Source organism: Erythrobacter sp. S259, from assembly GCF_057364965.1.
Window position 1 is genome coordinate 2,115,381 of the sequence record NZ_CP200286.1, and the last position, 15,672, is coordinate 2,131,052.

Genomic DNA, 15,672 nt, shown 5'->3' on the forward strand with positions numbered 1-15,672 from the left:
CGTGCGGGGCGCTTTTTTATTTGGCGCAAAGCAAAGCGTTTACAGGTGCAAACCGGGCATTGTTCAGCTTGGGTTGAGCAATCATTTGCTATAAAAATGTTGGAGAAGGGCAGAGGAATATAATCATGTATTTCAAACAGATGAAACTTGGCTACGGCACGTTGGGCGCGGCTGCTTTGGCTTTGTGCGTCCCGTTTGCTGTGACTGCATCGCAAGGCGATGAACGCGCGCCCAGCGACGCCTTTGACCTCAGCCATTGGAAGATCACCCTGCCCTCCGACGGCAACAATGACGGCAAACCTGACGAGATCACCGTGCGCGCCATGCAAGGCTATGAGCATTCCGACTTTTTCTATTTGAGCGATAAGGGCCGCATGGTCTTTGCAGCGCCCAACAAGGCGCCCACAACGGCCAATTCGACCAACACCCGCAGCGAACTGCGCCAGATGCTTCGCGGCAGCAACACGCGCATTGGCACGCATGATCCGGGCAATAATTTTGCGGTCGAAGCGCGCAAAAGCTCCGACGAATTCGCCTCAATTGGCGGCAAGCTCGAGGCTGTTTTGCGCGTTGATCATGTGTCGCTGAACGCTGGCGATCCGGCAAAGCGCCCGGCCTTTTCAGCTGTGGTCGGACAGATCCACGCAGTGAAGTACAAAACCACGCGCAGCGGCTTTGGCTACGGCAATGAACCGGTCAAAATCTATTACAAAAAATTCCCCGGTCACAAAACCGGTTCAGTCTTCTGGAATTATGAGCGCAATTTATCGAAGGATGACCCCAACCGCACCGACCTGTCGGTTCCTGTATTCGGCTACAATTGGGATGGAACAGAGGACCCCGGCGACCAAGGCATCGCTCTGGGTGAGGAGTTCAGTTACACCATCAACGTCCACCGGAACACGATGTATCTGACTTTCCATAACGAGCGGCTTGGCACTGTCCAGCACACACGCAGCCTAGTGAGAGGCGCGGATGAAAAGGACAACCCTTCTGCATATGCCGGCGACTCGCTCTATTTTAAGGCCGGCATCTATAATCAGTGCAGCACCCGCACAGGCACGTCCATGTGGTACGCAGGCTGTCCTGGTACTGGGGATTGGGAAACCGACAAAGCGGCGGGCAATTACGCGCAAGCAAGCTTCTCAAAACTTGTGGTGGGGCCTTCAACGCCGCCCGCTGAGTAGAACGCCGTTTGGTGCGTTGATGCCTTGGCGCGCCCAGGCTGAGGACGTGACACACAAAAAAGCCCCTCGCCTCTTTCGAGAAGGGGGCTCTTTGCGTCCCTGATGATCGAATCAGAACCCGATGGTGATGCGTGCACCGCCGGCGTGTGTTTGTGAATCGTTGCCAAACAGACCGTCCTAAATGACGCCCACCGAGCTGTTTTCTAACAGTTTGAAGCTTGCCTCGACCTGAGCATAACCGGCGCTGTTCGATTGCTCTGCCCCAAACACAGTGAAGGCATTGCCGCTGCTGACACGTGCTGTTGCCGATGGGCTTTGCTCACCAAAGTTTGCAGAGCCGGAGTTCTCCCCGCCCTCTTCCACTCTGCGTGCAGCGATCCCGCCGTTCTCAACGAATTTTTCCGTGTTCGCCTCGCCAAAGTTGAGACCCACGTAAGGATCAATCACAGCGCTGCCCATATCAAGCGGATATTGGCAGAAGACCATGCTGCCAATATAAACTCAGTGACCGAGGGGGCACGTAGTCGATCTCATGCGCGTTTCTCAGGACGCCCGCCAGATCATCGTCAATCGCATTGCCAGCATCAAACCCGCCCCTTAACTCGCGCTTGCTTCGGCGCTTTGAATATCGAGGAAATTTAGGCCAGCGCAGCCGATTGCCGATGGCGTTGCATTGGGCGGCGGGCTTGGGCTGGGCGTTGGATCGGGTGGATGGGTTCCAAAAGACGTCGGCGCGCGAAAGCCTCCCCCACCGCCGCAACCCGCGGCCAAAAAGGCTGCTGCCATTGCAAAGGCGGTCGATCAAATCGCGCGGCTCAATCTCACTATCTCCCCATCTCGTCGCTTTTTTTAGTGCTCATGCCCGGATTGCTAACCTCTCCGAAACAGAAATTGAAATGATTGTCATGCCAATTGGCGTGACAGATTATCAGATGGACAGCTAGGATTGGTACAGATACTCCCATGGCAAGAACAAGAACCAAGAGAGGAACGGCGCATGGCGGTCCAAGGACTGACGCGGTGAACAGCGCACATGAGATAATCGGCTGGCGGGCAAAGCTGGCGCTTTTCCTGCCCGGCATTTTTCTGGTGGGTTTCAACATCGGCACAGGCAGCGTCACCACAATGGCATCTGCCGGGGCCAATTACGGGATGACGCTCTTGTGGACAGTGCTTGTGTCTTGCGCTGCCACCTTCCTGCTTGTTGCGACCTACGGCCGGTATACCCTTGTGACCGGCGAAACCGCACTTGAAGCCTTTCGCAAGCACATACACCCGGCAATCGGCATATTCTTCATCCTCGCACTGGGGGTTGGGGTCTGCGCCAGCCTTATGGGGGTGATGGGGATCGTCGCGGAAATTAGCTTTGAATGGTCGAAGACCTTTATCGAGGGCGGGATTGCGCCGATCTATTGGGCGGCGTTCTTTTGCGCGATTGCCTATTTCATCTTTTGGGGCGGGCACACGCAAGTTTTTGAACGCATCTTGGCCGTTGTCGTCGCGGTAATGGGTGGATGCTTCGTGCTCAATTTCTTCATCCTGATGCCGCCTGTCGCCGATATTGCGAGCGGCCTTATCCCTTCGCTTCCCGATGTAGCCTCAAGCGAGACGAGCCCTTTGCTGCTCATCGCGTCAATGGTGGGAACGACGATTTTCTCTGGGCTTTTTATCATGCGCACGACCCTCGTGAAAGAGGCCGGGTGGACCATCGCGCATGACAAACAGCAGCGCCGCGATGCAGCCTTTGCCGGCATCATGATGTTCATCATAAGCGCCTCGATCATGGCCGCAGCAGCGGGCAGCCTTTACGCAGGCGGGATCGGACTTGAACGCGCTTCGCAGATGATCGGATTGCTGGAGCCGCTTGCAGGACCATTGGCGGTCTCGATCTTTGCGATTGGGATTATTGCAGCGGGCGTTTCCTCGCAGTTTCCCAACCTCATCATGATCCCATGGCTCCTATGCGATTATCGCAGCAGCCCCCGCGATATGACCTTGTGGCAGTACCGCGTGTTTGTCGGCATCATATCGTTTTTGGGATTGGTCGTGCCTTTATTCGATGCGCGCCCTGTGCTGGTTCTGATCCTTAGCCAAGCGTTCAACGTCGTGCTGCTGCCAGTGACGGTGGGATGTATCCTCTACCTTGGCAATCGCAGCGATTTGATGGGGGAATATCGCAATTCGCCTGCCACCAATGCGGGACTTGTAGGTGTATTCCTGTTCTCGCTGGTAACAGGTTACATGGGCTTTCAAGGCCTGATGAGCATGCTCTGACGTCTTAATTTGAAAGGGATGATCTATGCGCGAGATCCTGGCGCTGGTTTGGGCCAAATGACCCGGTAAGCCTTGAAGAGATACGCCAAACAGGCGCGACTGACATTGTCAGCGCTTTGCACGATATTGCAATCGGAGAGCCGTGGCCGAGAGACCGCATCGCTGCGCACCGCGCCTTGATCGAAGAGGGCAATGTCGAGGGCTCCTCGCTTGCATGGACCGTGGCCGAGAGCATTCCGGTTCACGACGACATAAAGCTCGCCGCACCGGGGCATGAGGCATATGTCGATGCGTGGATAGAGAGCATGGAGAATTTGGCAGCTGAGGGCGTCAAAACCATCTGCTACAACTTTATGCCAGTGATCGACTGGACCCGGACAGACCTGCGCCACCGGCTGCCCAATGGCGCTTATGCGCTCAAATTTGACCAGGACCGCTTTGCCGCTTTTGACCTCTTCATTTTGCAGCGCGAGGGCGCATCCTCGGACTATGACGAGGGCGAAACTGCTCGCGCTCGGTCTGCCTTTGAAGCGATGTCGCCTGCCGAAATTGATGGCCTTACGCGCACCATCATTGCCGGGCTTCCAGGCAAGATGACCGATGCTTACACCCTTGATGATTTCCGCGAGGCACTGGCGCGCTATGCCCATGTTGATCATGACCGGTTGAGGGCTAACCTTGTGGGCTTCTTGGAGCGTGTCTTGCCAGTGGCAGAGGCACTTGATGTGAAACTCGCAATACACCCAGACGATCCGCCTTGGGATATGTTCGGATTGCCGCGCATCATTTGCACGCCTGATGATCTTGATAGGCTGTTCGAAGCATCACCCAGCCGCGCCAATGGCATCACCTTGTGCGTCGGCACCTATGGCAGCCGCCCGGACAATGATCTGCCGCAAATGGCGCGCGATTACCGTGACCGCATCCACTTTGCCCATCTGCGCGGAGTGTCGCTTGATCCTGAGGAGCCCCGCACATTTGTGGAGGCCAGCCATCTCGACAGCGATATTGATATGCTGCGCGTGATCCGGAATTTGCTCGACAATGAAAAGGCGACCGGGCGCGATATCTTCATCCGTCCCGACCACGGCCATTTAATGATGGGTGATGTCGCTAAGGCGACCAATCCCGGATATTCCGCGATTGGCCGGATGAAAGGCCTTGCCGAAATTCGCGGAGCGATCCGCGCGTTGTCCGCAGAATTTTAGCGCACCTGCTTCGCCGCTCAGTACCGCCGGGCAGAAGATCGCATGCTGATCAGTGTGGGCTTGTGCTGGGGTTGGGGTTTTAGGTCCGACACGCGGCATGCCACGCTCATAAGCGGCAGATCAAAGCGGCTGACATGCAGAATGCGTAGCGCTGTTGAGGCAGCCAGCAGCAGCTCCCCTCATCAATCCCACCCTTCGTTGAGCCTAAGCGGTCCATCGCCGTAAAGGTAGCTTGCATCAAAATTTGCGTATTTGCGCAATGCGGACCAATCATCGGTGTATAGGCTACCACGCCTGATTTCAGCCAATTCCAGCTCGCGCAATTTACTGACGGCGCGATTGGCGTGGATCGCGCTTACGCCGGACATATCTGCAATATCTTTTTGAGTGAACGGCGTTCGCACCACCCGTTCATTCGCACGATCTATCAATTCGAAACGCGTTTGCAGCTCGCAGTAGATATGCGCGATGCGCCTCGGGGCATCGAGGCTTTCCATCATCTGTATCCACTTGCGATGGATTGATGCATCAAGCAGAGTTGCGAACCACATCGCCCGCCCCAAACGCGGGCGCTCTTCAAGGACGCGTTCGAGCCTTGAATGGGGAACAAGGCTGACCTTCACATCGTCGACTGCGACAATGGAATGGTCCAATCGCTTCAATGGAAAACTGTGCAGATCGACAAAATCGCCGGGCAGATGAATGCCTACAATATGCCGGTTGCCGCCCGCTTCGATTGTGCGGAACATAAACCCTGACAACAAGATCGCGCTGACATCCATACGTGCGCCCTGCTCGACCAGTTTTTCGCGAGCGGGCAAGACAATAGGCTCGTCGAACAAGCTTTCGATATATTGCAGATCGTTTTCGTTCAGGTGCTTGCGAAGGCGGCCGGCGAGAAACTCCCCGCTAAGTGGGTAGCTCGACTTAGCAAGCGTTTGCAGTCTTTTGTCCATGCCATAGCATTAGAAAACTCGAATGCGCACGGTCTATTGACAGATGTTAGGCTTTTCAAATTTAATTGTGGAGCGCCCGTGCAGGGCTATGAAAAGCCTTCGTGAAGGTGATTGGAACCCTCGCCGTAGAGATAGTCTGCCTCGAACAGGCCGAACGCCTCGAGCCGCTTTATATCCTGAAATTCAACGCGTCCGCGTTCAAACTCTGCAATACCGCCTTCGCGAAGGTCGCGTAACGCGCGGTTCACATGGATGGTCGTCGCACCGCACAGTTCGCCCAGTTCAGATTGTGTGAGCGGGGTCTCAAAACCCTTTTCGCTGCCCAATCCCACCATTCGCAGGCGGTGCCAAATCTCAGCAAAGATATGCGCGATCCGGCGCGCAGTCGTCAATTGTTCAAGCTTCATCACCCATTCGCGGTGCATCGCCGCATCAAGCAAGGTTGAGAACCAAAGCAGCCGCGCCAGATGGGGGTGCTCTTCCATGATCGCGCGCAGGCGGTCGTGGGGGACGTAACCCACCTTTGCAGGCCCGATCGTGTCGATATTGTGGTCGAGCCGTTTAAGAGCAAAACAATGCAGGTCAACAAAATCGCCGGGTACATGAAAGCTCACCCCGTAGCGGTTTTCAGAGCTGTCAATTGTCCGCACAACGAAGCCCTCAATAAGCATGGTCGAATGATTGTAGACCTCGCCGTGCTTTAAGATGCGCGTTGGCTTCTCGATAAAAGCGACCTCTGAAACCGCATCCTCGAGGATGCGCCGTTCGTCGTTCGACATATCATGGCGCAAACGCCCGGCCAAAAACCGCCCGGTTCTGGGATAACGCTCAAGCTCAAGCCGGACATCATCAATCAGCATGCAGCGCCCCTCCGTTCAAGGAATTTGGGCACTTAACACTGTCCAACGAATTTGACGAGCCTTCGGGCGCAATAAATTGGCTGGCTTCTTGTGCGCAGGCTACACAATTTTAGCGAGACAAGGGACATCACTCGACCGGACGTGACCCGTCCAGCAAATCCTCCTCACCCGTTTCTGAGCGCTCTTTCTCAACCGTTTCCCGGATTGTCTGATCAGGCGCAACACTCGCCAAACTGCTGTCATCATCCCTTGTTTGTTTCGGCTTCGGTGTGCTGGGTTGCGGGCGCTCATCAGCCCTGCTTTGAGCATCCTGCCCGAACGCCGCATCTAGGCTTGGCGATTGGTCGAAACGCAGGCGATAAATCGGCTCGGGAAAAGTGAACCCGCTCGCCTCCAGCGCGTCTTTTGCTGCCCTGATCGCAAGACTGCGAGCTTTCACAAAATCGGTTTCACGCTGGTCAACCCAGGCGTAAAATCGCAGCACGATGCTAGAATCGCCGACCTCCTCGATCGCACCGTATGGCTCTTTTGTATCCAAGAGAAACGGCAGTGCGGCGAGCGCCTCAACACCGGTTTTGATCCCGCTTGCCGGGTCGTCTTCTGCATCAACGCCGAGTACGAAATCCAGCCGCCGCTCAGGATTGCGAGTGTAATTGAGGATCGTGCCCTTGAAGACATCGGCGTTCGGGATGCGCAGGTGATTGCCATCCATCGTCATCAAAATGGTCGCCCGCGATGTCAGCCGCATCACGACACCTTCATGTTCGCCGATCACCACATGGTCATTCGATCGGAAAGGCTGACGCAAGCTCAGCATGATCGAGGCGACATAGTTTTCGAGCGTGTCTCTGACCGCGAAACCGATAGCGATGCCGATCACCCCTGCCCCGCCAAGGATCGTTCCCATCAAAGCATTCGCGCCGAGAAGGTTGAGCGCGCTTACTAGCCCGAGAATCACCGCGATCACGCGGACGGCCTGCGCGACGAGTTCAGCGAGGAAGACGTTCGGCAATATCGCCCGCCAGAGAGATTTCCAACGCGCTATCAAGTGCCCAATGAAGGCGACGGCGAAAAACAGCGCAAGTGCAACCGCGAAGAGCGGCAAGCTCGCTTTTACCTCGTTGATCTTGGTCGAAAGGCCCTCGACCGCTGGCGACAGATTGCTTTCCAGATCGCGCAGGCGCTCGATCCGGTCTCGGACAAGGATCACTCCCTCGACCCGCTCAGCCAATGCAAAGGCTTCCTGTGCGGACTCGCCGTTCGCGACCTCTCCGCTTAGCGTGACGACGCCGGATTGAGAGACAACCCCCACCTCGCTAAGCCCGTCTACTTGTGCGAAAATGGATTGCAAGCGCTGCTCGATCAGTTGGTCGAGCTGCTCGCGGTTGTCCTTGACGGATTGCTCATCACCGATCTGCGGACTGGCGATGCTGATAGGGTCGGCCGCCGCCTCCGCGCCGGATGCATCATCTTGCGCAGATACAGTGCTGACATTTGAGCTGCACGCAGCGCAAATGATCACAAAAATTGCCGCGAATTTGGCGAATGGGCCGCGTCTTAATGTCATAACAAACCAAATCTTTGCGCGGCGATTGTTTCCCAAAATATCATTGTGAGACCGAAGATCGCCGGAAAACTCGGCGTATCACCCGCCAAACTTGATTGATGTTAGTCAGGGAACCATGCTGCGAACCCTACATTGTATCGCTGTTACTTGGGCACTCACCGAGCGCCGAACTTTGAAAGGGATACAATGTCGGTTCAACCAAAAATCGCTCAGCAGAGCTCCATAGAAATACCAATTCCGGCGATAACCGCCACCATAACTGCCGAAACAGAAGCAGAGCCCGGACACGGCACAAAAGCTCGTAATCCATGGCCCACTTCTGCTCAAACGACCAAGTCAGTGCGGCGCAAATCTGTTTCCACGCGCTCTTTCAAGCGCCAGATGATCGCCTCTCAAGATGCTCTTCGCCGCTTCGCCCTCAGACTTTGCAAGCGCGAAGATATGGCTGAGGATCTAATGCAGGAAACACTGATGAAGGCATGGGCTGCTCGCGGCCAATTCAAGCCGGGAAGCAATTTTCTCAGCTGGGCTTTTACAATCCTGCGCAACTCATGGCTCAACCAGCTGAGGCGCGAAAAGAAATTTGTGGCTGAGTTTGACGATCAGGCAGCGGAGAACATCCTGTCTGCACCGCCTTCTCAAACCACAACTTTCGAGCTGGCTGATTTGCAACGCGCTATGTCAGAATTACCGACCGACCAGCTTGAGGCGGTCATGCTCGTGGGTCCTGGTGATCTGACCTATGAGGATGCCGGTGAAATTTTGGGAGTGGCGGCCGGTACGGTCAAAAGCCGCGCGTCGCGTGCTCGCGCTGCGCTCGGCGATATTGTCGATGAGGGCAAAGTCAAAATGGCATTGGCCGATACCGAAGATGCAACCGATATCGCCGAAACATTTGTCGAGGCGATCGAGCAAATCGAACAAGGTGGTAACATCGAAGATGTGATCAACCTTGAACAGGCAAGCTAACTCTCCCCCTCCCCCTTAAGCTTGCCGACTCAAAGGCGCCGCGATTTGTCCCGAAATCGCGGCGCCTTTTCATTTTTGTGATGAGTAAGCCTAGAGATCACTCATAGTGTGGACGTCAGATTAGGCGGTGGCCATGCTGGTGCGCGGGCCAAAAAGCAGCCACAAGATCACACCAATCACCGGCAGCACGAAAATAAGGATCGACCACACCAATTTGGCGGCGACCGATGAGCCAGAAGTCCAGATGCTGAAGAGTGCCCAAATGTTGAGGGCCAGTACGAGTAATCCGATAATTCCATATTCCATGATAGTTTCCTTTGAGTGATGAGAATAGATGATGCCGTGTAGGCTGTGGGAGCGGAGCTTTAGCTAACGTCTTCGCTCAAGCTTTCGAGGATGCGTGCGTCGGCTTCTAGTTCGCGTTCGATCTGCAAGAACATGGCGCGGTCGCTGACCGTCAGGTCACCGTTTTCGATCACATCGCGCACTTTGTCACGAAGACGGCTTTCGCCATCGTCAATCGTCTTGATTGCCGCTTTCTCGTCGCTTTGGACAAGCGAGACGACAGACATAATGCTGCGATGAAACGCGCCTAGTGCTGTGCCGTCGGTGTCAGGGGTCACACCTTTCAGAATCGAGTGCGATCGCAATACGGGCGGCCATATCGCTGCGTTCACGCGCGCGATGCTTGAAGACGCGTTTAAATGCCGAACGCTCGGCACTCCCAGCGGCTTTTTCATAGCCTTCACGCGAATCGATGATGTAATTCAGCGCGGTTTGAAGAGTTGTTGTGTTCGATTGTGTCATTGTTCATGCCTTTCTATACCACACCTACAAAACCAACGCACAGCCGTTCCAATTATTATTATTTTATTTCAGGTGTTTATTGCGCAAAAAGGCCCAGCAGTCTGCGAAGACTGCCGGGCCTTTTCGGGTTTGATTTTCGGCCTTAAAATAGGCGATTACTGATCTTCGTTGACGTCGCCGGGTTCAATACCAATCACAGGCACATCAATTGTTTTGGTTTCGGTTGAAACATCAACATCAGGCACCTCGACTTCGGTTTCGGTCGTACCGATTTTCACCTCAGGAGCGTCGACTTCGTATTCAGGCAGATTGCCTTCATCGACGGCAATGTCGATATCGGGCAGTTCACCCTCTTCGGTTTGTTCGATGTCACATGCTGTGAGAGCCATAGATGCAAGAATGGCGGAAACGGTTGCGGTTGTCTTCTTCATGTTCAGGTTCCTTTCAATTGGCTTAGAGATAGGCGCGCCTATCGTTCCAAAAGAAACTGACCCAAAGGAATTTCATTCGCCGTATCAGCGATCAATCGTTCGATACGATACGCACTGATTCTTTGAATGTGTGGGTTCGGTACGGAAATGGAATTTCGATGCCGGCTGCATCAAGAGCGCTTTTGATCTTCCGGATCATCGCATCGCGGCTCTCATGCTTGTCGCGGTTCGTCGAACCACTCCACCAACGCACTCGAAAATCGACCGAGCTAGAGTTAAATTCGGTCGCAAAAATATCGACCTTCTTATCGGTATCGGCCGCATCCACGCTCTCCACAGCCTTGCGGATTACGGAGGCAGCTTCCTCAAGATCGGTGTCGTAGGAAACGCCGACTATAAGTTCGAAGCGGCGCTGGTCCTTATCGGTCAATATCTCGACCGGATTTTTAAACAATAGCGAGTTGGGGACGACAGCCAGTTCGTTCGACAGCTTGCGAATGTGTGTCTCCCGCAGCGATATCTGCTCCACTTTACCCTCGACGCCTTCACACTCGATGTAATCGCCGATGCGCATCTTCTCGCGCAGCATGAGAAGGACGCCGGCCATGAAGTTCTCAAACACATCCTTAAAGGCAAAACCGACCGCCACAGTACCAATACCAAGTCCTGCGACGATGCTGCTGAGCGTCAGGTCTGGCAGTAGGATTGTTGCTGATACCAGGAGCCCTGCTGCCCAAATAAAAATGCGCACGGTGAGCTCGATAAGTTCGCGCAGCGAAGGACGCATATCTGCGCCTTTCGTGATCTTATCGGCGATCTTGGTCGCAAATTTTGCGGCTGCCCAAGTGAGGGCAAGAAAGACGGCTGCAAACGCGATGTTGGGCAGCATCTCAATGACACCGCGTCCCATCTGCGCAAGCTGACCAGTGAGGATGCTAATGGGCTCGAGCGATGTGTCTGTTGATTGAGTCATCTTAAGGGTACATCCGGACGCCGCAGAAGTTCCCGACATTGTGACACGCCGCGGTTGTTGCTCTTGCCTGCAGTTTTAATTGAAGGCCTCAGCCACAAAGCATCCTGACATTGCAGCGAAAACTTTTGCATCGTTTTTGGAACGATCACTGCCCGGCCTTGGTAATCGCCATGAACAGCGCATCATCTGATCGCGCGTTTGTAAGCCCCGAATTTCAACACGAACACAGCCAAGGTATCCTATGACACTCTCGACCCTCAAAGACCTTTACATCGACCAACTTCAAGACCTTTACAGTGCGGATAAGCAGTCACTTGAGACGACGCGTAAACTGCACGTTGCGGCAACCAATTGCGACCTCAAAGACGCGCTTGCAGCAGGTGTTGATGGCATTCAAGAAGGCATCGAAACACTCGAAGGCATCATCACATCACACGGCGCGAAACCCGACGGCGAATTTTGTAAGGGAATGGAGGGCCTTGTGAAAGAAGCCCGCGCCCACGCCCTCGATATGAACTTTGGCGATGACGACGTACGCGACGCCATGATCATCACACAGTTTCAGCGTATGACGCACTACGGCCTTGCCGGTTATGGCTGCTTGGTAGCCTTTGCGAAACGCCTCGATCTGCATAGCGATGCGGCGAAATTGCAGAAATGTCTCGACAACACCTACGACGGCGACCGCACGATGTCGGACATCGCCACCGGTGAAATCAACAAGGCTGCCGCCGCGTAAACGACTTTTGCGACCACTGGTCGCAGGTTCGCCTCGCTAATAGACCTGGAGCGTGGCGAGCATGCACTGGCCGGATCACACATTGGGTGTGGTTCGGCCCTTTTTTTATCCCAGCACCTTACGTCGAAGTGCAAGCACCGCCATTCTCGTCGCGTGACTTTGATGAGCTTTCCCGCCCCGACACGTTACTGGAGGGTGGGGGTTTTCTGCCGCGGGTTTTTGCCCCGCCTGCCAGCCGGAGAAATGTTCACTGACCTGCATCTGCGCTGCGCGTCACTGTCATTTCGCGGCGGCTAAATTGAACCGCCGTCGCCGATCCTGGACGTGTCACCATCGAGTGACCGCACGTCGCAGAGGATTTTCTCATCGAGAACCTCGGCATGGAGCACAGAGATATCGCCCGTGCTTTCAAGAACGACCGCGCGCACTCGTTCGAGATCGCATACATTTGCCTCTCGCAATTTTGCCCACACATCGCTTCTCGCAACGCGCGTCTCCTCAAGCGCCTTAAGCTGCCATACGCCATCCTTCACGAGAAGAACGGGATCGTTCGCCATGGCCGATTTTGCGTGTTCGCTGCGACGCCTGACGGTCGCTAGAATGACCTGCACCGCCAGAATTACAGCGATCGCCCCAGTGTTTTGAACAAACGCGGGCCATTTGTCTGCCGCCGCAGCCCCTGCGAGCAAAGAGCCGATTGCCACCGTCGTCACGAAATCGAAAACCGTCATTTTCGAAAACGAGCGCAATCCTATGATGCGAGTGGCGACCACCACCACAAGGAGTGCCAAGGGGCCTAAAAGAATTGTCCTTAAGGCTAAGTCGAGTGCGGACGCGTCTGAGAAAAACATGATATCCTACAATCCTTTCATGCCGTCTGCCTCGGCCAGATGGCTGAGCATAGCCGTCTCCAGCCTGGTGAGGTCACGCACACTTTCTGCGACTTGGTTTACGAGCTCTTGCCGCTGTTCATAGCTTCGATCTTTCAAATCAATAACGCTGGGATGGATATAGCTGCCGCGTGCGATCGCAGGCGTATTGCGCAGCTCCCTTGCAGCTGCTTCGCTCATCGCCTTGATTGTCAGAACCTCATCACTGATCGCTCGTTCAAACGCAGCCAATGATCCTGCCCAGGTCCGAAAGGTTTTGGCCGTGATTTGCCGATCTCCAGTGACGTCTCGCAGCCATTCATTCACCTGCTCAGAGCGCAGCGGGTATGCCTCGCCGTCTGCGCCCGCATAACGAAACAAGGTCTTGCCCGGCAATTCGTCAATAATGTGCAGCGTCTTCATCAGCCGCCTGTCTTTGATCTGCCTTCGCACGCGTTTACCGCCCTTAGCGGTGTAATCGAGATGAAGGGCGCCTTTTGCAAACCGGACGTTGCGTTTTTTAAGAGTCGATGCGCCTAGCGCGGTCCTGGCATAGGCTTGATTGCCGATGCGCAGCGGAGCATCATCGAGCAGCCGAACAACGGCAGCGATGACAAGCTCGCGCTCTGGTTCATCAAACGCGCGAAAGGTTCGGCGTATTCTGCGCCTAATGCGCGGCAATTGCGCGCCAAAATCAGCGAGCCTGCTAAACTTGGTTCGTTCGCGGTAAGCGCGCCATGCTGGGTGATAGCGGTATTGTTTGCGCCCAGCATCATCGACGCCGGTGGCTTGGAGGTGCCCATTGGCTACGGGACAAATCCAGACATCGCTCCATGCAGGAGGGATGCCAAGACTATCAATGCGCGCCAGGTCGTCCTCGTTAATTTCACCGCCAGTTTCCGTGTATCGGAAGACGAATTCATCGCCCTCCCGAGTGCGAGAAATCCCCGGAGTGTCAGCGTCTACGAAGGTCAGATTACTAGTAGGTTCAATTCCCTGCGCAGCGTCATTTGCACCTTGTAAGGCCGAGATAGGCCGCAAGGTCAAAACGTCATATCGCTAGCCAATTGAGCCGCCTCAGGCGTGCTCAGCGATCAGCTTCTCGATATCACCAACTTCATGATTGGTCAGATCCTTGTCGAGCTCAGCCACAATTCGCTTTTGAACTTCCTGATGCCATTCCTTGCGCAATTCGCCCAAGGTCGATGGGTCCGCTGCAACGATCAATTCATCGAATTCGCCGCGATGCGCTCGCTTATACAGATGTTCCGCTAGATCACGTGCGAAGCGATCTTTGGCCAATTGATGCCAATCGGTGTCTTCGACTGCGGACTTGTGCCCTGTACCATCAAACATCCGCCCTCGGCGGTTCGCCGCCTGCTCGCGATTGGGCGGATTGTCTTGTTCTTCCTTGCGAACCACCTCAAGGTGCAGGTCTTTTGCATCGCCCACGTTGCGCAGGAACAATGCCTTTTCGCCATTGGCAATCAGCACGAGGCAATCATGGCTCACGTTGCTTTTGTCACTATCAAGATCAGGCAGGGATTGGGTCTCATAGACCATTACAATTTCCTTCGAATGTTTAAGGCCAGATGTCAAAACACAGGGCGGGAGCGCAAAAGGCCTGCGCTTTACAAGCGAGAGCCGCCAAACAGCCGCTCTAGGAAAGTCGGCTCATACATCGGACGCAGCGGGCCATGTTTATGCAAACGAAGCGAGGCATCGGTGTACGGCCGCGGAAGGGTCCAACGATCCGGTTGGCTGGACTGGATACTAGCGGTTACCATGACGTTCTCCTTTATCGTGCTACAAGCAGCCGTCCCTGCTTCAATTGTACAGTAGTATCAGAGCCCTAGCGGCTCGTACTGATCCTGAAGAATAGTCGCGAAGGCCGCAAAGGTTCCAAAATGTGCAAGATTTTTGACAAGCCGCGCTGGCGGCCCGCTCGGCAGACACATATGTGCCCATGCATCAGGCCTTTTTCACCTCATCATGGCCCTTGAAGACCTCTTGCCCATCAGCCTGCTCAATTTTGTAAGAGGGGCAATCCTCGCTCGCATCACGCGTCACTTCGTTATCGTCAATCTTGAGCGTGCGTTTCTGTGTATAGACTTGCACGATCTTGCCAGACGCGGTTCCGTTACCCCAGTCCCACTGGACTTTCGTGCCTTCACTGTATCCACTCATTGGTACGCTTCCTTCTCTTTCATCCTGCAATTGATTGATCGGCGCGGCGTCAGATCGTCTCTTTGGCCGCCGCCAACGCCACGCTGTGCTCAACTGTTTTTTGCGTGGCCATGCCAGTGCGACTTATGGCACCGCCTTGATCCCTTGATGTCAGATCCCGCATTCTCATTCAGCCCGTCAGTGCGATCGCGGTGGCTGTTGAAAGCGCGCTTGTTGTGGCGGTGGCAAAAGAACCCCAAACAATGTCGGCAAGGCTGACCTTGGTAGACCACACTTTCAGCACGGCCTGGCTCGTCAGGTCATAGGTGGCATAGCAAAGCCCGCCCAGAAGAGCGCCGTTCAGCAGCGCAGCACCAATATCGCGTTCAGCCAGAGCCGGTGAAATTACGAACCACGCCATGCCTGCAAGGTAGAGCGCATAAAACGCGAGTGCGGGCGCCATGCGAAAGTCCTCTGCCATGACTTCGCCGATGGCAGGACGATAAAAATTTGGCCCCGCCCAGCGCAGCCATAAAGCATCCAGAACTCCAAAAATTATCGCCGCCGATATCAGCGCAATCACCAATTGCATCGACTATTCTCCTGAGATGATCTTTGCCTCGCTTACCAAGAGGAAAAAGGATCGTTCCCAAGCAGTCATTTCAA

The 15,672-nt window shown here is 54.8% G+C and carries 19 protein-coding genes and 1 pseudogene; 5 read left to right on the plus strand and 15 right to left on the minus strand.

What is annotated here, in order from left to right; all coding sequences use genetic code 11:
- The first annotated feature begins 125 nt into the window (after positions 1 to 125).
- Positions 126 to 1,187, plus strand: coding sequence for a polysaccharide lyase family 7 protein (locus AC0V60_RS10015; protein ID WP_486178325.1), 1,062 nt, complete (start codon positions 126 to 128; stop codon positions 1,185 to 1,187).
- 177 nt (positions 1,188 to 1,364) lie between these two features.
- Here the strand turns inward: AC0V60_RS10015 and AC0V60_RS10020 are convergent, their stop codons facing one another.
- Positions 1,365 to 1,673 carry a hypothetical protein gene (locus AC0V60_RS10020; protein WP_486178326.1) on the minus strand — a complete coding sequence of 103 codons (309 nt, stop codon included), beginning with the start codon at positions 1,671 to 1,673 and terminating at the stop codon, positions 1,365 to 1,367.
- Positions 1,674 to 2,150: 477 nt separating this feature from the next.
- Between AC0V60_RS10020 and AC0V60_RS10025 the strand changes: the two genes are divergently transcribed.
- Both AC0V60_RS10025 and uxuA read left to right on the plus strand, forming a co-directional pair.
- Positions 2,151 to 3,461: an Nramp family divalent metal transporter gene (locus tag AC0V60_RS10025; protein ID WP_486178327.1), complete on the plus strand. Its 1,311-nt coding sequence runs from the start codon at positions 2,151 to 2,153 to the stop codon at positions 3,459 to 3,461.
- A 44-nt stretch (positions 3,462 to 3,505) separates the two neighbouring features.
- A pseudogene (uxuA, locus tag AC0V60_RS10030) lies at positions 3,506 to 4,669 on the plus strand (mannonate dehydratase); the annotation flags it as partial.
- A 182-nt stretch (positions 4,670 to 4,851) separates the two neighbouring features.
- Here uxuA and AC0V60_RS10035 read toward each other — a convergent pair.
- The 3 genes from AC0V60_RS10035 to AC0V60_RS10045 form a co-directional block, all read right to left on the minus strand.
- A complete protein-coding gene (locus AC0V60_RS10035) occupies positions 4,852 to 5,625 on the minus strand; it encodes a Crp/Fnr family transcriptional regulator (RefSeq protein ID WP_486178328.1) in 774 nt (257 codons plus the stop codon).
- An 86-nt stretch (positions 5,626 to 5,711) separates the two neighbouring features.
- Positions 5,712 to 6,485, minus strand: a complete 774-nt coding sequence (locus tag AC0V60_RS10040; protein ID WP_486178329.1) for a Crp/Fnr family transcriptional regulator — start codon at positions 6,483 to 6,485, stop codon at positions 5,712 to 5,714.
- Positions 6,486 to 6,612: 127 nt separating this feature from the next.
- Positions 6,613 to 8,052 carry a mechanosensitive ion channel family protein gene (locus tag AC0V60_RS10045; protein WP_486178330.1) on the minus strand — a complete coding sequence of 480 codons (1,440 nt, stop codon included), beginning with the start codon at positions 8,050 to 8,052 and terminating at the stop codon, positions 6,613 to 6,615.
- A gap of 381 nt (positions 8,053 to 8,433) precedes the next feature.
- On the opposite strand from AC0V60_RS10045, the gene AC0V60_RS10050 reads away from it, so the two are divergent.
- Positions 8,434 to 9,021 (plus strand): sigma-70 family RNA polymerase sigma factor, encoded by a 588-nt coding sequence (locus AC0V60_RS10050; RefSeq protein WP_486179481.1) that lies wholly within the window; start codon positions 8,434 to 8,436, stop codon positions 9,019 to 9,021.
- Positions 9,022 to 9,141: 120 nt separating this feature from the next.
- On the opposite strand, the gene AC0V60_RS10055 is transcribed toward AC0V60_RS10050, so the two are convergent.
- The 5 genes from AC0V60_RS10055 to AC0V60_RS10075 form a co-directional block, all read right to left on the minus strand.
- Complete coding sequence (locus AC0V60_RS10055) at positions 9,142 to 9,327, minus strand: PLDc N-terminal domain-containing protein (RefSeq protein ID WP_486178331.1); 186 nt, start codon at positions 9,325 to 9,327, stop codon at positions 9,142 to 9,144.
- 59 nt (positions 9,328 to 9,386) lie between these two features.
- A complete protein-coding gene (locus AC0V60_RS10060; RefSeq protein WP_486178332.1) occupies positions 9,387 to 9,644 on the minus strand; it encodes a ferritin family protein in 258 nt (85 codons plus the stop codon).
- A complete protein-coding gene (locus AC0V60_RS10065) occupies positions 9,634 to 9,828 on the minus strand; it encodes a ferritin family protein (RefSeq protein ID WP_486178333.1) in 195 nt (64 codons plus the stop codon). Before AC0V60_RS10065 ends, AC0V60_RS10060 begins: the two co-directional genes overlap by 11 nt.
- A gap of 155 nt (positions 9,829 to 9,983) precedes the next feature.
- Positions 9,984 to 10,259, minus strand: coding sequence for a hypothetical protein (locus AC0V60_RS10070; RefSeq protein WP_486178334.1), 276 nt, complete (start codon positions 10,257 to 10,259; stop codon positions 9,984 to 9,986).
- Between the two features lie 91 nt (positions 10,260 to 10,350).
- Positions 10,351 to 11,232, minus strand: coding sequence for a mechanosensitive ion channel family protein (locus tag AC0V60_RS10075; protein WP_486178335.1), 882 nt, complete (start codon positions 11,230 to 11,232; stop codon positions 10,351 to 10,353).
- A gap of 241 nt (positions 11,233 to 11,473) precedes the next feature.
- Between AC0V60_RS10075 and AC0V60_RS10080 the strand changes: the two genes are divergently transcribed.
- Complete coding sequence (locus AC0V60_RS10080; RefSeq protein WP_486178336.1) at positions 11,474 to 11,971, plus strand: ferritin-like domain-containing protein; 498 nt, start codon at positions 11,474 to 11,476, stop codon at positions 11,969 to 11,971.
- 293 nt (positions 11,972 to 12,264) lie between these two features.
- Here the strand turns inward: AC0V60_RS10080 and AC0V60_RS10085 are convergent, their stop codons facing one another.
- The 6 genes from AC0V60_RS10085 to AC0V60_RS10110 all read right to left on the minus strand — a co-directional run bounded on the left by AC0V60_RS10085 (position 12,265) and on the right by AC0V60_RS10110 (position 15,598).
- On the minus strand, positions 12,265 to 12,822 hold the full coding sequence (locus AC0V60_RS10085; RefSeq protein ID WP_486178337.1) for a DUF421 domain-containing protein: 558 nt from the start codon (positions 12,820 to 12,822) through the stop codon (positions 12,265 to 12,267).
- A 6-nt stretch (positions 12,823 to 12,828) separates the two neighbouring features.
- Positions 12,829 to 13,887, minus strand: coding sequence for a DNA topoisomerase IB (locus tag AC0V60_RS10090; RefSeq protein WP_486178338.1), 1,059 nt, complete (start codon positions 13,885 to 13,887; stop codon positions 12,829 to 12,831).
- Positions 13,888 to 13,917: 30 nt separating this feature from the next.
- Entirely contained in the window at positions 13,918 to 14,403 is a 486-nt protein-coding gene (locus AC0V60_RS10095; protein ID WP_486178339.1) for a host attachment family protein, read from the minus strand.
- Positions 14,404 to 14,471: 68 nt separating this feature from the next.
- Positions 14,472 to 14,627, minus strand: a complete 156-nt coding sequence (locus tag AC0V60_RS10100) for a hypothetical protein (protein ID WP_486178340.1) — start codon at positions 14,625 to 14,627, stop codon at positions 14,472 to 14,474.
- 184 nt (positions 14,628 to 14,811) lie between these two features.
- A complete protein-coding gene (locus AC0V60_RS10105; protein WP_486178341.1) occupies positions 14,812 to 15,027 on the minus strand; it encodes a hypervirulence associated TUDOR domain-containing protein in 216 nt (71 codons plus the stop codon).
- Positions 15,028 to 15,196: 169 nt separating this feature from the next.
- Positions 15,197 to 15,598 (minus strand): DUF2177 family protein, encoded by a 402-nt coding sequence (locus AC0V60_RS10110; protein ID WP_486178342.1) that lies wholly within the window; start codon positions 15,596 to 15,598, stop codon positions 15,197 to 15,199.
- Positions 15,599 to 15,672: the final 74 nt, after the last annotated feature.